Genomic DNA, 18068 nt, shown 5'->3' with positions numbered 1-18068 from the left:
TAGGAGTGTGGTTTCAATGTTAATGAAACAGGATTTTTTGAATTTAGATGGGAAGGTGGCCGTCATATCAGGCGGTGCAGCAGGAATAGGTCTGGCAGCTGCAGAACTTTTATCAGCTTATGGTGCTAAAATTGCCATGCTCGACGTAAGCCCTAAGGGTGAATCGGAGGCTGAAAAGTTTGTGGCTGAAGGAAGAGTAGCAAAGTTTTATAAGTGTGATGTTACATCCTTTGAACAGTGTAAATCTGTCATAGAGCAGATTAAAATTGATTTTGGCAGAATAGATATATTGTTTAACAATGCTGGTGTAACCTTTAGAAAAACTGTGGTGGATTTAGAAGAAAGAGAATGGGATAAAGTTATCGACGTAGGACTTAAGGGAACCTATCAACTGTCCAAATTTGCCATACCTGTAATGAAAGAAAATGGCGGTGGAAGCATTATAAATACGGGCTCAGGATGGGGATTAAAAGGTGGAGATAAGGCTGCAGCATATTGTGCTGTTAAGGGTGGTATTGTAAACCTTACAAGAGCCATGGCTATTGACCACGGTCCAGATAATATAAGAGTCAATTCTGTAAACCCAGGAGATACAGTGACAGATCTTTTAAAGGATGAGGGACGTCAACTTGGTTTAGAGGAAAACGGTTTCTTAAAGGAGTCTGCTAAAGGAAGACCAATTGAGAGACTTGGTATGCCTGAGGATATAGCAAGAGCAGTACTATTCCTTGCTAGCGATTTATCCTCATGGATAACTGGAGCTGCCATTGTAGTTGATGGTGGAGGTATTGCTTAACAATCTTATAATTTTACAAGGAGGGAATGTTATGACTATGAAAAATATTAATTGTCATCCATATATACCTAATTCAAATATTGAAGTACAGGATGAAATGTTAAAGGAAATAGGGTTAAATAATTTAGAACAACTTCATGAGGAAGTACCAGAGGAAATAAGACTAAAAAGGAAAATGAACCTTCCAGAACCCTTAGTTTCAGAGCAGGATTTAAAAACTCACGTTGAAGGAATACTAAAAAAGAACTCAAACTGTGAGAAAAATATAAACTTCCTTGGCTATGGATGCTATCAGCATTATGTGCCAGCTATTTGTGATGAAATAAATACAAGATCAGAATTTCTAACAGCTTACGGTGGGGAGCCCTATAATGATCATGGAAGATTCCAGTCTTTGTTCGAATTTGAAAGTTTGATAGCTGAACTTGTGGATATGGATGTGTCTAATGTGCCAACCTTCGATTGGGATCAGGCCGCTTCTACAGCTATTCGAATGGCTTCCAGGATAACTGGAAGATATGAGGCTCTTGTGCCTAAAACCATGAATATGGATAGATACAAAGTAATGAAAAATTACTGCAATCCAACAGTGGAACTTGTATTTGTGGATTATGATGAGGAAACTGGGAATCTTGATTTAGAAGACCTAAAAAATAAAATAACGGATAAAACCTGTGCTGTGTACATTGAAAATCCGTCAGCTTTAGGTATTATAGAAACTCAAGGTATGGAAATATCAAAGATAGCCCATGACCACGGTGCTATAAGTATTGTTGGAGTAGATTCCATTTCCCTTGGAGTGCTTACTCCTCCAGGTCAGTATGGTGCAGATATAGTGGTAGGAGATGTGCAGTGCCTTGGTAACCACATGAACTATGGTGGTGGACAATGTGGATATATTGCCACTCATGATGAAGAAAAATTTGTTATGGAGTACCCTTCTAGATTATTTGGAATAGCACCTACAACCGTTAAAGGTGAGTATGGATTTGGTGATGTAGCCTACGATAGAACTTCTTTTGGACACTTAAGAGAACAGGGAAAGGAATATGTTGGAACGCAAGCAGCGTTGCTTGGTATCACAGCTGCTGTATACCTATCTCTTATGGGACCTAAGGGTATGAGAGAAATCGGACAAACTATAATGCAAAAATCACAGTATGCTTCAAAGAAAATTGGAGAAATAAAAGGTGTAAAGGTAAATGTATTCAAATCTGCTTTCTTCAAAGAATTTGTGGTGGATTTCAATGATACAGGAAAAACAGTGGAGCACATTAACAAGAAGCTTTTAGAGAAACATATTTTTGGAGGCAAGGATCTATCTAAGGATTATCCAGAGTTAGGTGAAAGTGCACTGTACTGTGTTACAGAAATTCACACCAAGGAACAAATAGATACCCTTGTGGATGCTCTTAAATCCATATTGGCATAAGTTGATGAAAGGGAGGAAATAGAACATGAAGGTTATAAATAGAGAATTTAAAAATAGAAAATTTCATCAAGCAAAGTGGAATGAACCAGTTATTTTTCAACTTTCCACTAAGGGCGAAAGAGGAGTGATACCTCCAAGAGCTTCAGAGGAAGTTGTAAAGGAAGTTGGCGATGGAATAGGCATTGTTCCGGATTCTATGATAAGAAAAGATGAAATAAATCTTCCGGAAGTTGCCCAGCACAGAGTTTTAAGGCATTATCTAAGACTCTCTCAGGAAACCATGGGAGCTGACTTAAATGTGGAAATTGGACAGGGTACTTGTACCATGAAGTATAGTCCTAAAATCAATGAAAAACTAGCAAGAATGCCAGAGATGACTGAGATGCATCCTCTTCAAGATGTGTCAACAGCTCAAGGTATATTGGAAATAATGTACAAAACAGAACAGTATATGAAAGAAATTTCCGGCATGGATAGATTCACCTTCCAGCCTAGTGGTGGTAGCCAAGCTATATTTGCCATGGCATCCTTGGTGAGAGCTTACCATGATAAAAATGGTGAAGGTGACACACGAGATGAGATAATAACTACTATATACTCTCATCCATCAGATGCAGCAGCTCCTGCTGTTAAAGGATATAAGATAATAAAAATATTCCCTGATGAAAATGGTTATCCAGATTTTGAAGCCTTTAAAAATGCTGTATCTCACAAAACGGCAGCTTTTATAGTGGCAAACCCAGAGGATACTGGTGTATTCAATCCTAGGGTAAAGGAATTTACAGATCTTGTGCATTCCCATGGTGGACTGTGCTGTTATGATCAGGCCAATGCCAATGGTTTGCTTGGGGTAACTAGGGCTAAAGAGGCGGGATTTGATATGTGCTTCTTTAATCTTCACAAAACCTTTTCAGCTCCTCATGGCTGTGGAGGACCTGCCTGCGGTGCCTTAGGTGTAAGAGATGAGATACGAACATTTTTGCCAGCACCTTTGGTGGATTTTGATGGAGAAAAATATTTCTTAAACTACAATATAGAAAATAGCATTGGAAAGGTAAGAAGCTTTGCTGGGGTTGCACAAGTTATTTTAAAGGCATATGCATGGATGGCAAGTCTTGGAGCAGAGGGTCTATATGAAGTGGCAAAAGTAGCTGTGTTAAATAACAATTATATGTTCAAAAAGCTCATGGAACACAAAGCAGTTGGAGCACCATATATAGAAGGAAAGCAGAGAATAGAGCAAGTTAGATATAGTTTAGAAAAAATGAAGAATGACACCGGTGTAGGCACCGAAGATGTTCAGAGAAGAATGATGGATTTTGGCATGCATTACTGGACAAGTCATCACCCATATTATATTCCAGAGCCAATGACTTTGGAGCCTACGGAAACACCTTCTAAAGCAGATATGGATGAATATATACAAGCTTTAGAGAGCATATTTGAAGAAGCATATACAGAGCCTGATACAGTTTTAAATGCACCACATGCAAGCACTATACACAGGTTGGATGAATCCAGCTTAGACGACAAGGATCAATGGGCAATAACTTGGAGAAGCTATTTAAAGAAAGCAGAAAAATAGATTTAAGGGTGTGTTAATTTGAAGAGAGTGGGACTTATAGTAAACCCCATAGCTGGCATGGGAGGAACTGTTGCACTTAAGGGTACGGATGGTGAGCGTATACTAAAAAAGGCTATAGAACTAGGTGCAGAGAGAAAAGCTCCTGGTAAAATGGTAAGAGCTCTAGAGGAAATAATTCCTTTGAAAGATGAAGTGGAATTTTTAACTTGTTCTGGAGACATGGGAGAAAACCAAGCTAAGGCTCTTAATTTCAATTATAAAGTGGTTTTTGAAATTCACGATAAAATCACAAGAGAGGATCATACCATATTAGCAGCTGAAAGGTTACTCGAGGAAGGTGTGGATTTAATTATTTTTGCAGGTGGAGATGGCACAGCAAGGGATGTATACAAAGCTACTAAAGGTAAGGGTGTTGTCATTGGAGTGCCAGCCGGTGTAAAAATTCATTCCCCCGTATATGCCATTAATCCTTCCATGGCTGGGAAATTGGCTGCAGATTATATAAGTGGAAGGGTTGTAAAGGTTAAAGAAGTGGAAGTAATGGATATAGATGAAGATGCCTTTAGACAAAATATAGTAAGGACAAAATTATATGGCTATTTAAATATACCTGACGAAGAAAAATTGTGTCAAAATAAAAAAGCGCCTACACCACTTTCGGACAAGGTGGCCAAGGAGGCAGCAGCACAGTATATAATTGATAACATGGTAGATGATCTTGTGTATATTTTGGGGCCAGGATCTACTACAGAACCTATAATGAGAAATTTAGGACTTGAAAATACACTGCTAGGCGTTGATATAATAAGGAATAAAAAGCTTGTTATGAATGATGCCACAGAAAAGGACATTCTAAAAATAGTAAAGACAAATATGTGCAAAATTGTAATAACTCCTATTGGTGGACAGGGCTTTCTTTTTGGGAGAGGAAACCATCAGCTAAGTCACAAAGTAATATCAACCGTTGGCAAAGAAAACATTATAGTACTTGCTACAGAAGGAAAAATAAGAGAACTCAAATTTCAGCCTTTCTACGTAGATACTGGAGACGAAACAGTGGATAATCTTATGAAAGGGTATATAAGGGTCATAATCGGCTACGGACAAGAGATGATGTATAAGATTCAATAAAAAAGAGGGAGTTATTCCCTCTTTTTTTTATTTGAAAATATTTTCAATGAATGGATATACAAGCTTTATAGCCACAGCCATGGACATGGTTACAAAGATAGGCTTTATAAATTTTGCACCGTTTTTTATGGCTAGCTTACTGCCTAGGTGTGCACCCATCATCATAAAGATGGCCACTGGTATGGCATAGGTGTACAGTATTTGTCCCTTTATGGCAAATAATATAAAGGAACATACATTGCTGACAAAGTTCAGAACCTTGGCGTTACCGGTGGCTATGGTGAAATCTTCACCAAAAATTTTTATTAACCCAAACACAAGGAAGGAACCAGTGCCAGGCCCAAAAAAACCATCGTAAAATCCAATAATAAATGCGAATAAAATACCTATAGTAATTCTTTTTTTTGTTAGTTCAAGGTTTTTATTTATTTGGCCCAGATTTTTTGAAAAAATCGTGTATACACCAATAAAAATAATTAAGATAAGTATAAGTGGTTTTAAAAAATCTGATGGTATGTACGAAACTGCAGTTACTCCTAGAGCTGCCCCCATAAAAGTAAACGGAATTAAGTATTTTAAAATAGAGAAGTCCACTTTTCTTTCTTTTATGAATTTTAATGAACTTGTAAGAGAGCCAGATGTGGCACAAAATTTGTTAGTTCCTAGAGCTTTGTGGGCTGGAATTCCTGTCATTAAAAATGCAGGTAAACTTAGAATTCCGCCTCCGCCAGCTATGGAATCTACAAAAGCAGCAATAAACCCCACTACACATAGTAAAAATATTGTCATAGATATCCCACCCTTGTTCCATATTGTTTTAAAAAAGTTTCATAATAAGTTTAACAGAAATAAAGGATTTATAAAAGAGAATTTGTAAATTATATAAATCTTGCAGTGCTTCTAACAATCATGGAGATATTGCAGCAATAACAGATGTATTGAGCTATAAATATGATATAATTAGTATGTAATATTGAATACAACACTGCAGGGAAAGGTGGATATGGGTATATGGGAAAATTATATGTCACAGATCTTGATGGTACACTACTTAAAAATGACGCCACATTGTCTTCGTTTTCGAGGAATGGCATAATTAGTATATTAGAAAATGATTCGTCAGAGTTTACAGTGGCTTCAGCAAGGGGATTGAATTCCATAAAATACGTTTTAGGAGAAATCCACTTTAAACTACCCATAGTGGAAAATAACGGTGCCTACATAACGGATTATGAAACAGGGGAACATCTTCAAATCAACAATATAGACCCTGAGATTTGCAGAAATATTGTTCACATAGTAGAAAAAGGTGGATTATCTCCATATATATCATCTACTTGCAATTCAGGAGACAAGCTCTATTATAAAAATATACTAAACCAAGGCATGGAGCTACTTAGGTTGACGAAAATTGAACAAAAGGATAAAAGACTTACAAAAATAGATGATTTTGAAAGTGTGCTTAGGGAAGACAAAATAGTAGCTTTTACAGTGATAGGCAAGGAGAAGGATTTAGATCCTATAGTCAAAGAGATAAAAGAACTCTATGGAGAAAAATTAAATTACAATTATGAAGAGGATCAGTATTATCCAGGATGGCATTGGTTTATTATAAATGATTTTTTTGCAACTAAAGCAAAGGCCATAGAGATTTTGAGAGAAAAATATTGTAGTAACTGTGAAGAGCTCATAGTATTTGGTGATAATACAAATGATCTTCCCATGTTTAAAATTGGGGATGTTGCTGTAGCAGTGAGCAATGCCAAAGAGTTGGTAAAAAAGGTGGCTACTTGCGTTATAGGCAGCAACGAAGAAGACAGTGTAGTTAAGTATATTTTAGATTATATTAAAACTTATGAAAAATAGCTTGGGAGGAATTAAGATGGAAATTGGAAACAAAGAGAGAATAAAAAGCTTTAAAGATTATTTGCAAAAAAACGGATTGCACGGCAATTATCAATTTGAAATGAGCAATGGTATTGGCTTTTTTAAGGGAGCTTTTACTTTGGGGAAAAGAAAAAAATATTTTAATATTATAATGACAGAAGAACCAATAGTTCAATCAATATACGTTATAGCTGATTTTAAGGATTACATTAGAATAGAGGAACTCTTAGAAGTAGCCAATAGCTTAAATATAAAAAATAGGGGTGCTAGGTATTTTGTAGATGAAAAAGAAAACTTGTGCGTTCTATACGAGGATATATGTGTGGATAGAGAGTTTTCTCCGAAGAGCTTCATAAAAAATAGCACTGAAAAGTTTAAAGAAGCCATAAAATCTTTAGATGAAATGGAGAGTACAATTAAGGAGTATCATGAGAAGAAGTTAAAACTTCAGGATATAACTTTAAATTAGGTGTATACGAGGAGATAAATATGAATTTAGTAGAGATATTGAATGAAATTAATAGACAAAGCGATGAAAATGGGGACAAAATTGCACCAGTGGAAGTTTTAAAGACCATGACCAAGGGAAGGTCCGGTGCAGGCGTTTACATGGTAGAGTACGGACAAGATAACAGAGTTGGTATTCTTAAGGTAACTGATAGTAGTTTAGAAACCAATGTATACAACAAAGCCTACGAAGTTGCTGTAAAGAATAACATGAACAAGTATATATCAAAGATGGTTGCCAACTATTCTATGGATATACGGGGAAGTGTACTTCAGTCAAATCTTTACGATTTAGCAGGGGATGATATTTACAACGTGGACACATTCCTAGATAAGGTAATAAATGAAGATGAAATAAAGGACTCTGTCATGTCCAAAATAACTCGCTTTGCTTTTACATGGAATAAAGAGCACACAAAAAAATTTCTCTCACCCATTGATATTGTCAAAGGTGAGCTTTCTTACAGGTTTATGGATGAAAAGCTTGTAGGTGTATTTGATGAAATGAATATAAGCAAAGAAAAACAGTGGATATCAGTAGATGGAACAGAGGATATTCTTCCAAATCCCTACTATTATTTCTCCAATGAAGGTGTATGGGGTGATTTAAAGGTTACTTGTTTAACTTCCTATGCCCATGGAGATTTTCAGGGAAATAATATTATGATAACGGAAATTAAACCTATTATCATTGATTTTTGTGATGTAATCGAGGACTGTAATGTATTCCACGATGTTAGGTATTTAGAGTCCATAACTCTATCTGACTATATGGAATTTGATACAAAGTTTGATAGAGATTTGTGGATAAAAATATGCCGATGCGTCACGGAAAAGATTCATGAAGTTGACATTCCAAGAGGTAAAGGCATGTCCCTTCTTAGACAGTTGGTGCCGAAATTTAGGGAAAACATAAAGTTGGTAGTTTCAGATACTAGAAATGTTTTGTATAATCCGTCTTTCTACCTTGCAGGAGTTGCCTGTGGTCTTATAAATATGAGAAAGATAAAAAAGCAGGAAAAAAGAAAAGCCGCATTTTTGTATGCAGCCTATAATCTAAAAATGTTTATGAAGGATGAAAGTGTAAACATGTACAAACCTAAACTCAATTCTTGCATGACTTTGCCTTGGATTGACTTAGATGAGAAAGTTTACGATGTGAAACTACAATAATAATTGAACCAAATAAGTTGCAAAACCACAAAGCAGTGCGGAAAAATAAAGCAAAAATGTTATTCGCATTGCTTTTTTTCTATTGTTTTTTACTTTGAAAAGCATAAGAAGTCCAAGGCCTGCATTGGAACTTAATCCCGCTATAAGAGAGCTAAAAAGTATGCCGCCTCTTAAAAATACATCTACTAAAGCTACTGACGTGGCACAATTAGGTATCAGTCCAATTAATGACGTAAATAGAATTTGTGGAACAACCATAGAGCTGCTGTATTTAATTATAGAGTCTAGTGCTTTAAGTTCAAATATAAGGTTGAGGACAAAACTAACTATGATGATGTAAATGCATATGGTTGCTGTGCGCTTTAAGGCATTGTTTAGAACTGTATACGGTTTTATTGCTGTTTTTTCACTCTGCTGGTCATGATCACAGGAGCAAGTATTACAACAATGGGCTGAATTAACATTGTCAATAGGATTGATTTTGAAGTAATCCTTGTTTTTGAAAATCAGATCTACAATGTATCCAATAACTATGCCTAAAATCAATTTTGTTGCAATTAGTGGTATAACCATAGATACGGATTTAGGCATTGCTAAAAGCATTGGAATTGCTTCATCCGATGTGGATATGAATATGGATATAAGTGTGCCTATGGAAATGGCATTTTTTGAGTATACACTAACTGCCAGAACGGATATTCCGCATTGAGGTATGACTCCAAGAATAGCTCCGATAATAGGTCCATATTTTTTTGAGACCTTAAAGGCACTGTCCACTCTGTGCTGATTTTTAATTTCTAAGTATTCAAATATAGTAAACACTGCTATCAATAGAGGCAGCATTTTTACAGTATCCATCAAGGCGTCTTTAAAACTATCAATAATAAACATAAATTTCTCCTTTAAAATATAAATGCAGTTGCAAATCTTTTGCAACTAAATATATTATAGAATACATTGTAGTTTTTTTCAACAAGGAAAATAACAAACTTAGGAAATTTAAGGAAAAAGAAAAGACAACACCTGCAAAAAAGTAGGTGTTGTCTTTTAAAATCATTATTTAATTCAATCTAGTAAACTGAGGTGCAAAAGAATCTCTTGTAAGTTTATCAAAATCGTATCCTTTTTCTTTTAACCCCGATATTATTTCAGGTAGGGCCTCCGGGGTAGTGGTTTTTGGATTAAGATCATGCATTAGAACCACGGAGTTATGATAAAGAACAGCTTCATTAAGTACAGATGAAACTATTTTCTCTTTACTCTGCTTAAAGGTAGAGGCATCAGTAGAATCCACATTCCAATCAAAGTAAATGTATTCAGGTGTAATAGATTGTATTATGTTTTTCATATTCCCTCTATTAGATCTATTAGGACCAACTAGGTTGTTTGAGCCACCAGGGAATCTTAAAAGGTGTAGGGGGGCTTGTCCGGTTACTCTCTCAATGAAATCATCTAGCTTTTTAACATCAGCCTTAAAGGCTTCAGGAGATTGGTATATCTTATTGTAATCATGGCTGTATGTGTGGTTAGCAATAGTATGTCCACCATCAGCTATAGCTTTGTATAAGTGTTCCAGCTCAGGTTTACCATTTACAAAAAAAGTGGCCTTCACATTGTTTTGTTTTAATATATCTAAAATCTTCATGGTGTTACTAGATGGACCGTCATCAAAGGTAAGGTAAACTATTTTTGAATCTTCTTGCTGTTTCTTTAACTTGGCAGCAAGAGTTTCTATATCTTTATTTAAGGTTTCTATGTTGCCTTCAGTTTTCTTTATATCTGTTTCCATGGACTGTATGCTAGTCTCAAGATTTTTTTTGTTTGATTTTATTTTCATTCCTTGAGCTTGTGTAAATATTGCCATAGCAAAACATACTAAAAATAAGCTAAAAAGAATTATATTTAATACTGAGTTGTGGGTTTTTTTTCTGTATGTAGATTGACGTCTAGTATCTTTCATGGTTCTCCTCCTATTTCTTAATTTTTGACTCTATTTCGTTTTTCTTTGTGAGTAGCTCTTGCTCTTTAGCTTTAAGAGTATCTTGTTGACTTTTCAATATGTCATATTTTTTCTGTAGCTGCTCTTGGGAAGTTTTTAATTCGTTGGAGGAGGTACGATTAAATAGTATAAGTCCTACACTGGCAACGATTAAAATTGTTGTTAAAATAGCAAAGCGTTTTTTCAAGTCTAACACCTCCGTTAAAATATTTTATCTTATGGTTGGTAGCATTAATATCTTTTATATAACCATGGTTTATAGTTATATTATATAGCATACTTTCCAAAGGTGACATTACATTTTAGTAACAAGTAGCTCAATAACCCTTCCATACTTATTGTATGTAAAATATCTTCATATATTCTTTACTCGAAATTATTGAAATTTATTTAATAAATCATTCAAAAGTGAAGACATATAGTATATAATGTACTTGTATTGAAAAATGCATATTAGAGTTTTATGTTAATTGGTATGAAAGGTGGAGACGAATATGTTGGTTAAAGAAAAAGTTGAAAAGCTTCAACAATTAATGAGACAAAAGGGTATAGATACATATGTTATTCCAAGTGCCGATGCACATCAGAGTGAATATGTTGCACCACACTGGAAAAGCAGAGCATGGATATCAGGGTTTACAGGATCTGCAGGTACAGTTGTTATAACACTGGACAAGGGCAATTGCTTATGGACAGATGGAAGATACTTTATTCAGGCTGAAAAGCAACTGGAAGGTTCAGGAATAGATTTGTATAGAATGGGACAACCTTCTGTACCAACCATATCTGAATGGTTAAAAGAAAATATTGAAAATGGAAGCACAATTGGATTTGATGGCAAAGTTATATCAAAGAGCTTCTTTGATAACCTTGAGAAAAACCTTTCTTGCAAAGATATAAAATTCAATTTAGAATATGATTTAATTGATGAGATATGGGAAGATAGACCTGAAATACCTATGGACGAAATTTTTACTTTTGACGTAAAATATGCTGGAAAAAGCAGAATTGAAAAATTAGCAGAAGTAAGAGAAAATATGAAAAAAACAGGAAGCACGCACTTCGTACTTAGCTCTCTTGATGATATAGCTTGGCTATTTAACATAAGAGGAAATGACGTACCAAGCAATCCAGTAATTATAGCTTATGCTTTAATTTCAATGGACAAGGCTACTGTATTTGTAGATTCTAAAAAGGTTCCACAGGAAGTTAAGGAAGAATTAAACAAGGATGGCGTGGAGTTAAGAGAGTACGATGAAATAGGCAAGTGCTTAAGTGAACTTGAAACAAGCGCTATTGTGACATATGATGAAGCAAAAACTAATATGTGGATAGTTAATTCCTTAAACAGCAATATAAAAGTAAATGCACAGAGCAATTATACTACACTACTTAAAGCAGTAAAAAATGAAGTTGAAATTGCCAACATGAGAAACTGCCAGCTTAAAGACGGTGTAGCTATGGTAAAATTCCTTTATTGGATTGACAACAATGTAGGCAAGCAGGAGATAACAGAAATATCAGCTGCCGATGAGCTTGAAGGTTTTAGAGCTGAGGGAGAAGATTTTAGAGGTATAAGCTTTAGCACAATTGCAGCTTACAAAGAACACGCCGCTATGATGCACTACTCAGCAAATGAAGAGACAGATTATGAGCTTAAAAAGCAGGATATGTTCCTTGTTGACTCAGGTGGACAGTATTTAGATGGAACTACAGATATAACTAGGACTATAGTTTTAGGTGAATTATCTGATGAGCAGAAGAGAGACTTTACTCTTGTGTTAAAAGGTGTGATAAACCTTAGTATGGCAAAATTTTTACACGGTTGCACAGGTGTGAATTTAGATATACTAGCTAGAAGACCACTTTGGGAGTACGGCATAGACTATAAGTGTGGAACAGGTCATGGTGTTGGATTCTACTTAAACATTCATGAAGGTCCTCATTCCATAAGGGTTAACTATGTTCCTACAGTGCTTGAAGAAGGTATGGTTGTAACTAACGAGCCAGGAGTTTATAAAGAGGGCAAACATGGTATTAGAACTGAGAATATGCTTGTAGTTAGAAAAGATGAGAACACTGAATATGGTGGACAGTTTATGAAGTTTGAAACTATAACATTCTGCCCAATTGATTTAAGAGGTGTTGTTGTGGAAATGCTTACAGCAGAAGAAAGAGCTTGGTTGAATGATTATCACAAGCAAGTTTATGATAAATTAAGCCCATATCTTGACGAAAGCCACAAATCATGGTTAAAATATGCTACAAGAGCAATTTAGGCATTTACAAATTATAAAATCAAATATATAATATGAAATGTAAAGTACAATTAATATATTATGGTGATGAAGAAGAAAAGTAATTATTTTATTTGTTTAAGAGAGCTGGGTATGGTGGAAACCGGTACATTTACTTTAATGAAAGAAGCTTTGGAGCTATGGATCGAAAATCATAGATATTTAAAAATATGGAGTAGATTCGTGGGGCGCTTCCCTTAAAGAGCTTAGAGAACTGAAATGTATTATTAATTTTAGTTGAATTTAGGTGGTAACACGTGAGTAAATCCTTTCGTCCTATAAAGTTTTGTGGGGCGAAGGGATTTTTTTATCTATGTTTATATAATAAAATAAAAGAAAGGTGGATAAAATGGACAATAATAAATTAGCAAACATGCTTTTCCCAGAAGTCAATAATAGCGTAGAATATTATATGGAAAAGTATCCAAAAAGAAATTTAGAAGAAGGCGCAGAGGTAGTGAGATTTGCACCGAGCCCTACAGGTTTTCTTCACATTGGCGGTGTATTCACTGCATTGCTTGACGACAAGATAGCAAGCCAAAGCCATGGTGTAACTATAATTAGGATAGAGGACACAGATCAGAAGAGAGAAGTAGAAGGTGCCATTGTAGATATAATAAAGACTATGAACCACTACGGAATAAACTTTCAAGAGGGTATGATTAACGAAACTGAAGAAATAGGTAATTATGGCCCCTACAAACAAAGTGCGAGAAAAGATATTTATCAAAGCTTTGCCAAAGAGCTTGTAAAAAATGGATTGGCATATCCTTGTTTCTGTACAGAAGAAGAGATAAATGCCATAAGAGAAGAACAAATAAGTAAAAAACTTAACCCAGGATATTATGGGCAGTGGGCAAAGTGTAGAGATTTGAGTCTAGAGGATATTGAAAACAAAATAAAAAGCGGCGAGAGATTTATTGTAAGATTAAAATCCCCTGGTAAAGAAGATAACAGGGTGGTAATTGACGACCTTATAAGAGGAAAGGTTTCTTTCCCAGAAAATCAGCAAGATGTAGTTATAATAAAATCCGATGGACTTCCTACATACCATTTTGCCCATGCTGTAGATGATACATTGATGAGAGTAACCACCATCATAAGAGGGGAGGATTGGCTTTCATCATTGCCGATACACGTGCAACTTTTCCAAGTCATGGGACTTCAGGCTCCAAAATACGCTCATATACCAAACATAATGAAAATAGATGGAGAATCCAAGAGAAAATTAAGCAAGAGAAAAGACCCTGAAAGCGCAGTAAGTTATTACAATGAGCAAGGATATCCAGTGTCTTCTGTAGTTGAGTACCTACTAAATATAATAAACTCAACTTTTGAGCAGTGGAGAGAAGAAAATCCACATTCTGACAATGAAGAATTCCATGTATCTCTTGATAAGATGAGCAAGAGCGGTGCCTTATTTGATATTGTGAAACTTAACGATGTAAGTAAGAATGTAATTTGCCGTTTTAAACCTGACAGAGTTTATGAAGAATGCAGCGCTTGGGCAAAGGAATATGATGAAGAATTATTTAAACTTTTAGCTGACAATGAAGAAATGTGTAAAAAGGTATTTAATATAGACAAAGAAGGGCCAAAGCCTAGAAAAGACTTTGCAAAGTGGAGTGATGTTAAAGAAAAAATATTCTATTTCTTTGACGAACTTTTTGAAAGAGATGAGAACATAGAACTGCCAAAAAATATGGATATAGAAGAGGCCAAGAGGATAATAGCTGTATATAATGATAAATTTAACTTTAATTCAGATCAAGATGCTTGGTTTGAAGAGCTTAAGGGAATAGCTACAGACCTTGGCTACACTCCTGATAGAAAAGCCTTTAAGAAAACCCCAGAAGCCTTTAAGGGAATGGTTTCTGATGTGGCAGGTGCAGTTAGAGCTGCTCTAACTCATAGATCCAACACCCCAGATTTGTATACTATAATGCAGATTTTAGGTGAGAAAAAAGTAAAAGAAAGATTTAATAATTTTATTAAATAGCATAGAAAATAAAGATCAACAGAATAAGCAAAATTCTGTTGATTTTTTATTATATCTGTTCTATTATATATATAACAAGTATAACAATAATATGATTATAAAGGCAGGGAGATTATTATGTTAGAAATAAAAAAACTTTCAAAATCCTATAGTAAAGGTAAAAATGCCATAGATGACATAAACATAGACGTAAAGGCTGGTGAAATCTTTGGCTTCATAGGTCACAATGGAGCAGGGAAAACCACCACCATAAAATGTGTAGTGGGGATTCTAAACTTTGAACAGGGTGAAATTACTGTAAACAACCATTCTGTAAAAAAAGAGCCTTTGCAGTGTAAAAGTGATTTTGCATATATTCCAGACAATCCTGATATATACGATGCTCTTACAGGAATACAGTATTTAAATTTTATTGCAGATATATACAGAGTTTCAAAGGACATAAGGGAAGAAAGAATAAAAAGGTATGCAGATGCCTTCGAAATTACTGAAAACCTGGGAGATTTGATTTCATCTTATTCCCATGGTATGAAACAGAAACTAGCTTTAATTTCTGCATTTGTTCATGAACCCAAGCTACTTATATTAGACGAGCCTTTTGTGGGACTTGATCCAAAGGCATCTCACATTTTAAAGGGATTTATGAAAGAGTTATGTCAGCAAGGTGGGGCAATTTTCTTCTCCACTCACGTTTTGGAAGTAGCTGAAAAACTTTGTGATAAAATAGCTATAATCAAAGGCGGTAAAATAGTGGCATCTGGATTTATAGATGAAGTAAAAGGAGATGGTAGTCTTGAAGAAGTTTTCATGGAACTCATTGAGCATAAAGAATCTTAAGCTTATTCTAAAAATAAATCTAATAAATACTCTTGGATTGAATAAGCTAGGCAAAAAACATAGAAAATCTAATTTAAAAGATATATTTGTAGGGGGAGGAGTGCTGTTTTCCCTTATTATTATCGGCATTTTAGTAAGTCTCTACTTTTCACTAATGGCAAAGGGACTTAAATCTGTTGGCATGCTAGATTTATTGTTGTATATGTCAGTTCTTGTTGTTATGTTACTTACTTTTTTTACTTCCATGTTCAAAGCCCAAGGCATACTTTTTTCGGCAAAGGATTTTGAGCTTCTAATGACAATGCCTGTGCAACCTAGCACTATATTGTCCAGCAAAATCATAGAACTGCTTGTGATAAATTACCTATTTTCGGCCATGGTTATATTCCCATCATCCATAATATATTTCACTTATAAGCAGGGTGTAAATCCAGTATTTTTTCTTTTTATCATAGCATTGTTTTTCTTTGTACCCCTTTTACCCATAGTTATATCTTCTTTATTTGCATTTTTACTATCTTATATTTCTTCAAAGGTAAAAGCAAAAAATATAGTATTAATGATTTTGTCCATGGCTTCTTTAATACTAATTTTAGTTGGATCATCTAAAATGAATACACTGATATCCTATGTTATGAAAAATAGTACTTCTATTACCAATGCCATAAATAAACTTTGTCCACCAGCATTTTTATATGTAGATGCTGTGACAAATTACAACATTATATCCTTAATAAAAATGATTTTGTGGAGTTTAATACCATTCATTTTGTTTGTGGCTGTATTTTCTAAAGGGTATATGGATATAAATTTAAAATTAGGTGAAATATATAAAAAAGGAAATTACAAGATTAAAAGACTAAAGCAATCTTCCGTGTTTAAAGCTTTATTAAAAAAAGAAATAAAAAGATATATATCTTCCCCAATATACGTTATGAATACTAGTGTTGGCGTTGTTATGTCTACCGTAGCGGCAGTGTCTAGTTTATTTGTTGGCAGCCAAGGCATTATAAAAATTCTAGCTAGTGGAAATGATATGACAGCTGTGATGCCTCTTATGCTGCAATTTATACAACTTATACCCATAGCTGTTTTAGTGTTTAGTGCTTCCTTGAGTTGCACCACCGGTTCTTCCATATCCATAGAGGGCAAGAATCTGTGGATATTAAAAACCCTACCAGTAGAAGCGAAACAGGTATTTTTAGTTAAAATATTTGTCAATTTAATAATAACTGTGCCTGCCATAATTTTGGATTCCATACTATTTGCCATAGGATTTAAATTAAATCCTTTGAATTTTTTCTTTGTATTGAGTATCCCACTATTGCTATCCTTATTTTCCGCTATCTCTGGACTTATAATAAATCTTACTTTCCCCAATTTTTCATGGAAAAGTGAAACCTACGTTGTAAAACAAAGCATTAGTTCCATGCTTAGCATGTTTTTAGGTATAATTGTAATGATAGCCATAGGATTTATAATATACCTGACATATAAATTTACTTCAATAAGAAATCTATATGTATACCTTACAGCTGTAATTGTGGTTTTGACAATATTGATTTTTATTGCCATAATGAAATTAAGGAAAAAAGGAGAGCAAATGTTTAGAGAACTATAAGAACAGTGAGGGAAAAACCATTGATATTGAGAATAGATTTTGATTCAGAAGTGCCCATATATATGCAGATAAAAAATCAAATTGTGGAAGGTATCGCCAAGGGAACTATTGAGGATGGCGAAGAGCTTCCTTCAGTGAGAAGTCTAGCTGATGACATAGGTATTAATATGCATACGGTAAATAAGGCCTATAACCTTCTAAAGGAAGATGGATATGTAAAGATAGACAGACGGCGTGGTGCCATAGTGTCACTGAGCCTTTGTGTTTCCAACGAAAAATTTCAGCAAGAGTTTCGCAACAATCTAGAATATTATGCGGCGGAGTGTTTTAATAGGGGCATAGATAAGGAAGATATAATTAAGAGTATAGAAGATATTTTCAAGGATTTTAGAAGGGGAGAGCAATAATTATGAATAGAACAATATTTTTAGTTAGCTTTAACTTTACAATTTTCCTTTTATTATTTTGCCCGTAAAACCTCGTGCCCTTGTGGTCGAGGATGTAAGGGCTTTAAGTTAGGGGAGTTCGATACTCCCCTAACTTAACATTACACTAACTTCTGATTTAGAACAAAATACAATATGAAAGTTAATTCTGACGTCATTTCAATAGCATTGTATAATAACTATACAAACTACATAAAATACATAAGAAATGAGGTGGATATTGTGGAGAAGTCTTTTAAATTTAGGTTAGTGCCAACTAAAGAACAAGAAATTATGTTAAGTAAGACTTTCGGCTCTTGCAGATTTGTATATAATCACTATCTTGGAAAGAAGATAGACTTGTATAAAAGTGAAGGTA

17 protein-coding genes and 1 other annotated feature are annotated in these 18068 nt (G+C 34.7%); of the genes, 13 read left to right on the top strand and 4 right to left on the bottom strand.

Features of this window, described 5'->3' with window-relative positions; genetic code table 11:
• Window positions 1-16 precede the first annotated feature (16 nt).
• The 4 genes from BUA73_RS07765 to BUA73_RS07750 are packed head-to-tail and all read left to right on the top strand — an operon-like array spanning window position 17 to window position 4944.
• Window positions 17-796, top strand: a complete 780-nt coding sequence (locus tag BUA73_RS07765) for an SDR family NAD(P)-dependent oxidoreductase (protein ID WP_072903549.1) — start codon at window positions 17-19, stop codon at window positions 794-796.
• A gap of 31 nt (window positions 797-827) precedes the next feature.
• Window positions 828-2228, top strand: a complete 1401-nt coding sequence (gene gcvPA / locus BUA73_RS07760; RefSeq protein WP_093426688.1) for an aminomethyl-transferring glycine dehydrogenase subunit GcvPA — start codon at window positions 828-830, stop codon at window positions 2226-2228.
• A gap of 25 nt (window positions 2229-2253) precedes the next feature.
• On the top strand, window positions 2254-3813 hold the full coding sequence (gcvPB, locus tag BUA73_RS07755) for an aminomethyl-transferring glycine dehydrogenase subunit GcvPB (RefSeq protein ID WP_072903548.1): 1560 nt from the start codon (window positions 2254-2256) through the stop codon (window positions 3811-3813).
• A gap of 27 nt (window positions 3814-3840) precedes the next feature.
• Window positions 3841-4944 carry an ATP-NAD kinase family protein gene (locus tag BUA73_RS07750; RefSeq protein ID WP_242942351.1) on the top strand — a complete coding sequence of 368 codons (1104 nt, stop codon included), beginning with the start codon at window positions 3841-3843 and terminating at the stop codon, window positions 4942-4944.
• Window positions 4945-4971: 27 nt separating this feature from the next.
• On the opposite strand, the gene BUA73_RS07745 is transcribed toward BUA73_RS07750, so the two are convergent.
• Complete coding sequence (locus tag BUA73_RS07745) at window positions 4972-5733, bottom strand: TSUP family transporter (RefSeq protein ID WP_072903546.1); 762 nt, start codon at window positions 5731-5733, stop codon at window positions 4972-4974.
• Window positions 5734-5955: 222 nt separating this feature from the next.
• On the opposite strand from BUA73_RS07745, the gene BUA73_RS07740 reads away from it, so the two are divergent.
• The 3 genes from BUA73_RS07740 to BUA73_RS07730 are packed head-to-tail and all read left to right on the top strand — an operon-like array spanning window position 5956 to window position 8511.
• The gene (locus BUA73_RS07740) at window positions 5956-6810 is read left to right on the top strand and encodes an HAD hydrolase family protein (RefSeq protein WP_072903545.1); all 855 of its coding nucleotides are present in this window, start codon (window positions 5956-5958) and stop codon (window positions 6808-6810) included.
• A gap of 16 nt (window positions 6811-6826) precedes the next feature.
• Entirely contained in the window at window positions 6827-7300 is a 474-nt protein-coding gene (locus tag BUA73_RS07735) for a hypothetical protein (RefSeq protein ID WP_072903544.1), read from the top strand.
• A gap of 20 nt (window positions 7301-7320) precedes the next feature.
• A complete protein-coding gene (locus BUA73_RS07730) occupies window positions 7321-8511 on the top strand; it encodes a hypothetical protein (RefSeq protein WP_072903543.1) in 1191 nt (396 codons plus the stop codon).
• Here BUA73_RS07730 and BUA73_RS07725 read toward each other — a convergent pair.
• From BUA73_RS07725 to BUA73_RS07715, 3 genes are all read right to left on the bottom strand, one after another.
• Window positions 8503-9402, bottom strand: a complete 900-nt coding sequence (locus BUA73_RS07725; RefSeq protein WP_072903542.1) for a putative manganese transporter — start codon at window positions 9400-9402, stop codon at window positions 8503-8505. The genes BUA73_RS07730 and BUA73_RS07725 overlap by 9 nt on opposite strands.
• Window positions 9403-9571: 169 nt before the next feature.
• The gene (locus BUA73_RS07720) at window positions 9572-10471 is read right to left on the bottom strand and encodes a polysaccharide deacetylase family protein (RefSeq protein ID WP_072903541.1); all 900 of its coding nucleotides are present in this window, start codon (window positions 10469-10471) and stop codon (window positions 9572-9574) included.
• A gap of 10 nt (window positions 10472-10481) precedes the next feature.
• Window positions 10482-10697 (bottom strand): hypothetical protein, encoded by a 216-nt coding sequence (locus BUA73_RS07715; protein ID WP_072903540.1) that lies wholly within the window; start codon window positions 10695-10697, stop codon window positions 10482-10484.
• Window positions 10698-11004: 307 nt separating this feature from the next.
• On the opposite strand from BUA73_RS07715, the gene BUA73_RS07710 reads away from it, so the two are divergent.
• The 6 genes from BUA73_RS07710 to BUA73_RS14515 all read left to right on the top strand — a co-directional run.
• On the top strand, window positions 11005-12789 hold the full coding sequence (locus tag BUA73_RS07710) for an aminopeptidase P family protein (protein ID WP_072903539.1): 1785 nt from the start codon (window positions 11005-11007) through the stop codon (window positions 12787-12789).
• Between the two features lie 57 nt (window positions 12790-12846).
• Window positions 12847-13089, top strand: a binding site (T-box leader).
• Window positions 13090-13156: 67 nt separating this feature from the next.
• Complete coding sequence (gltX, locus tag BUA73_RS07705; protein WP_072903538.1) at window positions 13157-14806, top strand: glutamate--tRNA ligase; 1650 nt, start codon at window positions 13157-13159, stop codon at window positions 14804-14806.
• 117 nt (window positions 14807-14923) lie between these two features.
• Window positions 14924-15643 (top strand): ABC transporter ATP-binding protein, encoded by a 720-nt coding sequence (locus BUA73_RS07700; protein ID WP_072903537.1) that lies wholly within the window; start codon window positions 14924-14926, stop codon window positions 15641-15643.
• Window positions 15600-17264: a putative ABC transporter permease subunit gene (locus tag BUA73_RS07695; RefSeq protein ID WP_072903536.1), complete on the top strand. Its 1665-nt coding sequence runs from the start codon at window positions 15600-15602 to the stop codon at window positions 17262-17264. Before BUA73_RS07700 ends, BUA73_RS07695 begins: the two co-directional genes overlap by 44 nt.
• 20 nt (window positions 17265-17284) lie before the next feature.
• The gene (locus BUA73_RS07690) at window positions 17285-17671 is read left to right on the top strand and encodes a GntR family transcriptional regulator (protein ID WP_072903637.1); all 387 of its coding nucleotides are present in this window, start codon (window positions 17285-17287) and stop codon (window positions 17669-17671) included.
• A gap of 174 nt (window positions 17672-17845) precedes the next feature.
• The coding region (locus BUA73_RS14515; protein ID WP_207649867.1) for a helix-turn-helix domain-containing protein at window positions 17846-18068 on the top strand (223 nt) is incomplete at its 3' end.

This window comes from Hathewaya proteolytica DSM 3090 (genome assembly GCF_900142225.1).
In the GTDB taxonomy this organism is placed as follows: Bacteria; Bacillota; Clostridia; order Clostridiales; family Clostridiaceae; genus Hathewaya; species Hathewaya proteolytica.
The sequence above is the reverse complement of the archived record's forward strand: the minus strand, read 5'-3'. Positions and strand labels throughout refer to the sequence as shown.

What these genes read in the sequence shown, in the direction of transcription:
- BUA73_RS07765 (WP_072903549.1), top strand. Translation starts at nt 17, where the DNA reads ATGTTAATGAAACAGGATTTTTTGAATTTAGATGGGAAGGTGGCCGTC.
- gcvPA (WP_093426688.1), top strand. Translation starts at nt 828, where the DNA reads ATGACTATGAAAAATATTAATTGTCATCCATATATACCTAATTCAAAT.
- gcvPB (WP_072903548.1), top strand. Translation starts at nt 2,254, where the DNA reads ATGAAGGTTATAAATAGAGAATTTAAAAATAGAAAATTTCATCAAGCA.
- BUA73_RS07745 (WP_072903546.1), bottom strand. Translation starts at nt 5,733, where the DNA reads ATGACAATATTTTTACTATGTGTAGTGGGGTTTATTGCTGCTTTTGTA.
- BUA73_RS07740 (WP_072903545.1), top strand. Translation starts at nt 5,956, where the DNA reads ATGGGAAAATTATATGTCACAGATCTTGATGGTACACTACTTAAAAAT.
- BUA73_RS07735 (WP_072903544.1), top strand. Translation starts at nt 6,827, where the DNA reads ATGGAAATTGGAAACAAAGAGAGAATAAAAAGCTTTAAAGATTATTTG.
- BUA73_RS07730 (WP_072903543.1), top strand. Translation starts at nt 7,321, where the DNA reads ATGAATTTAGTAGAGATATTGAATGAAATTAATAGACAAAGCGATGAA.
- BUA73_RS07725 (WP_072903542.1), bottom strand. Translation starts at nt 9,402, where the DNA reads ATGTTTATTATTGATAGTTTTAAAGACGCCTTGATGGATACTGTAAAA.
- BUA73_RS07720 (WP_072903541.1), bottom strand. Translation starts at nt 10,471, where the DNA reads ATGAAAGATACTAGACGTCAATCTACATACAGAAAAAAAACCCACAAC.
- BUA73_RS07710 (WP_072903539.1), top strand. Translation starts at nt 11,005, where the DNA reads ATGTTGGTTAAAGAAAAAGTTGAAAAGCTTCAACAATTAATGAGACAA.
- gltX (WP_072903538.1), top strand. Translation starts at nt 13,157, where the DNA reads ATGGACAATAATAAATTAGCAAACATGCTTTTCCCAGAAGTCAATAAT.
- BUA73_RS07700 (WP_072903537.1), top strand. Translation starts at nt 14,924, where the DNA reads ATGTTAGAAATAAAAAAACTTTCAAAATCCTATAGTAAAGGTAAAAAT.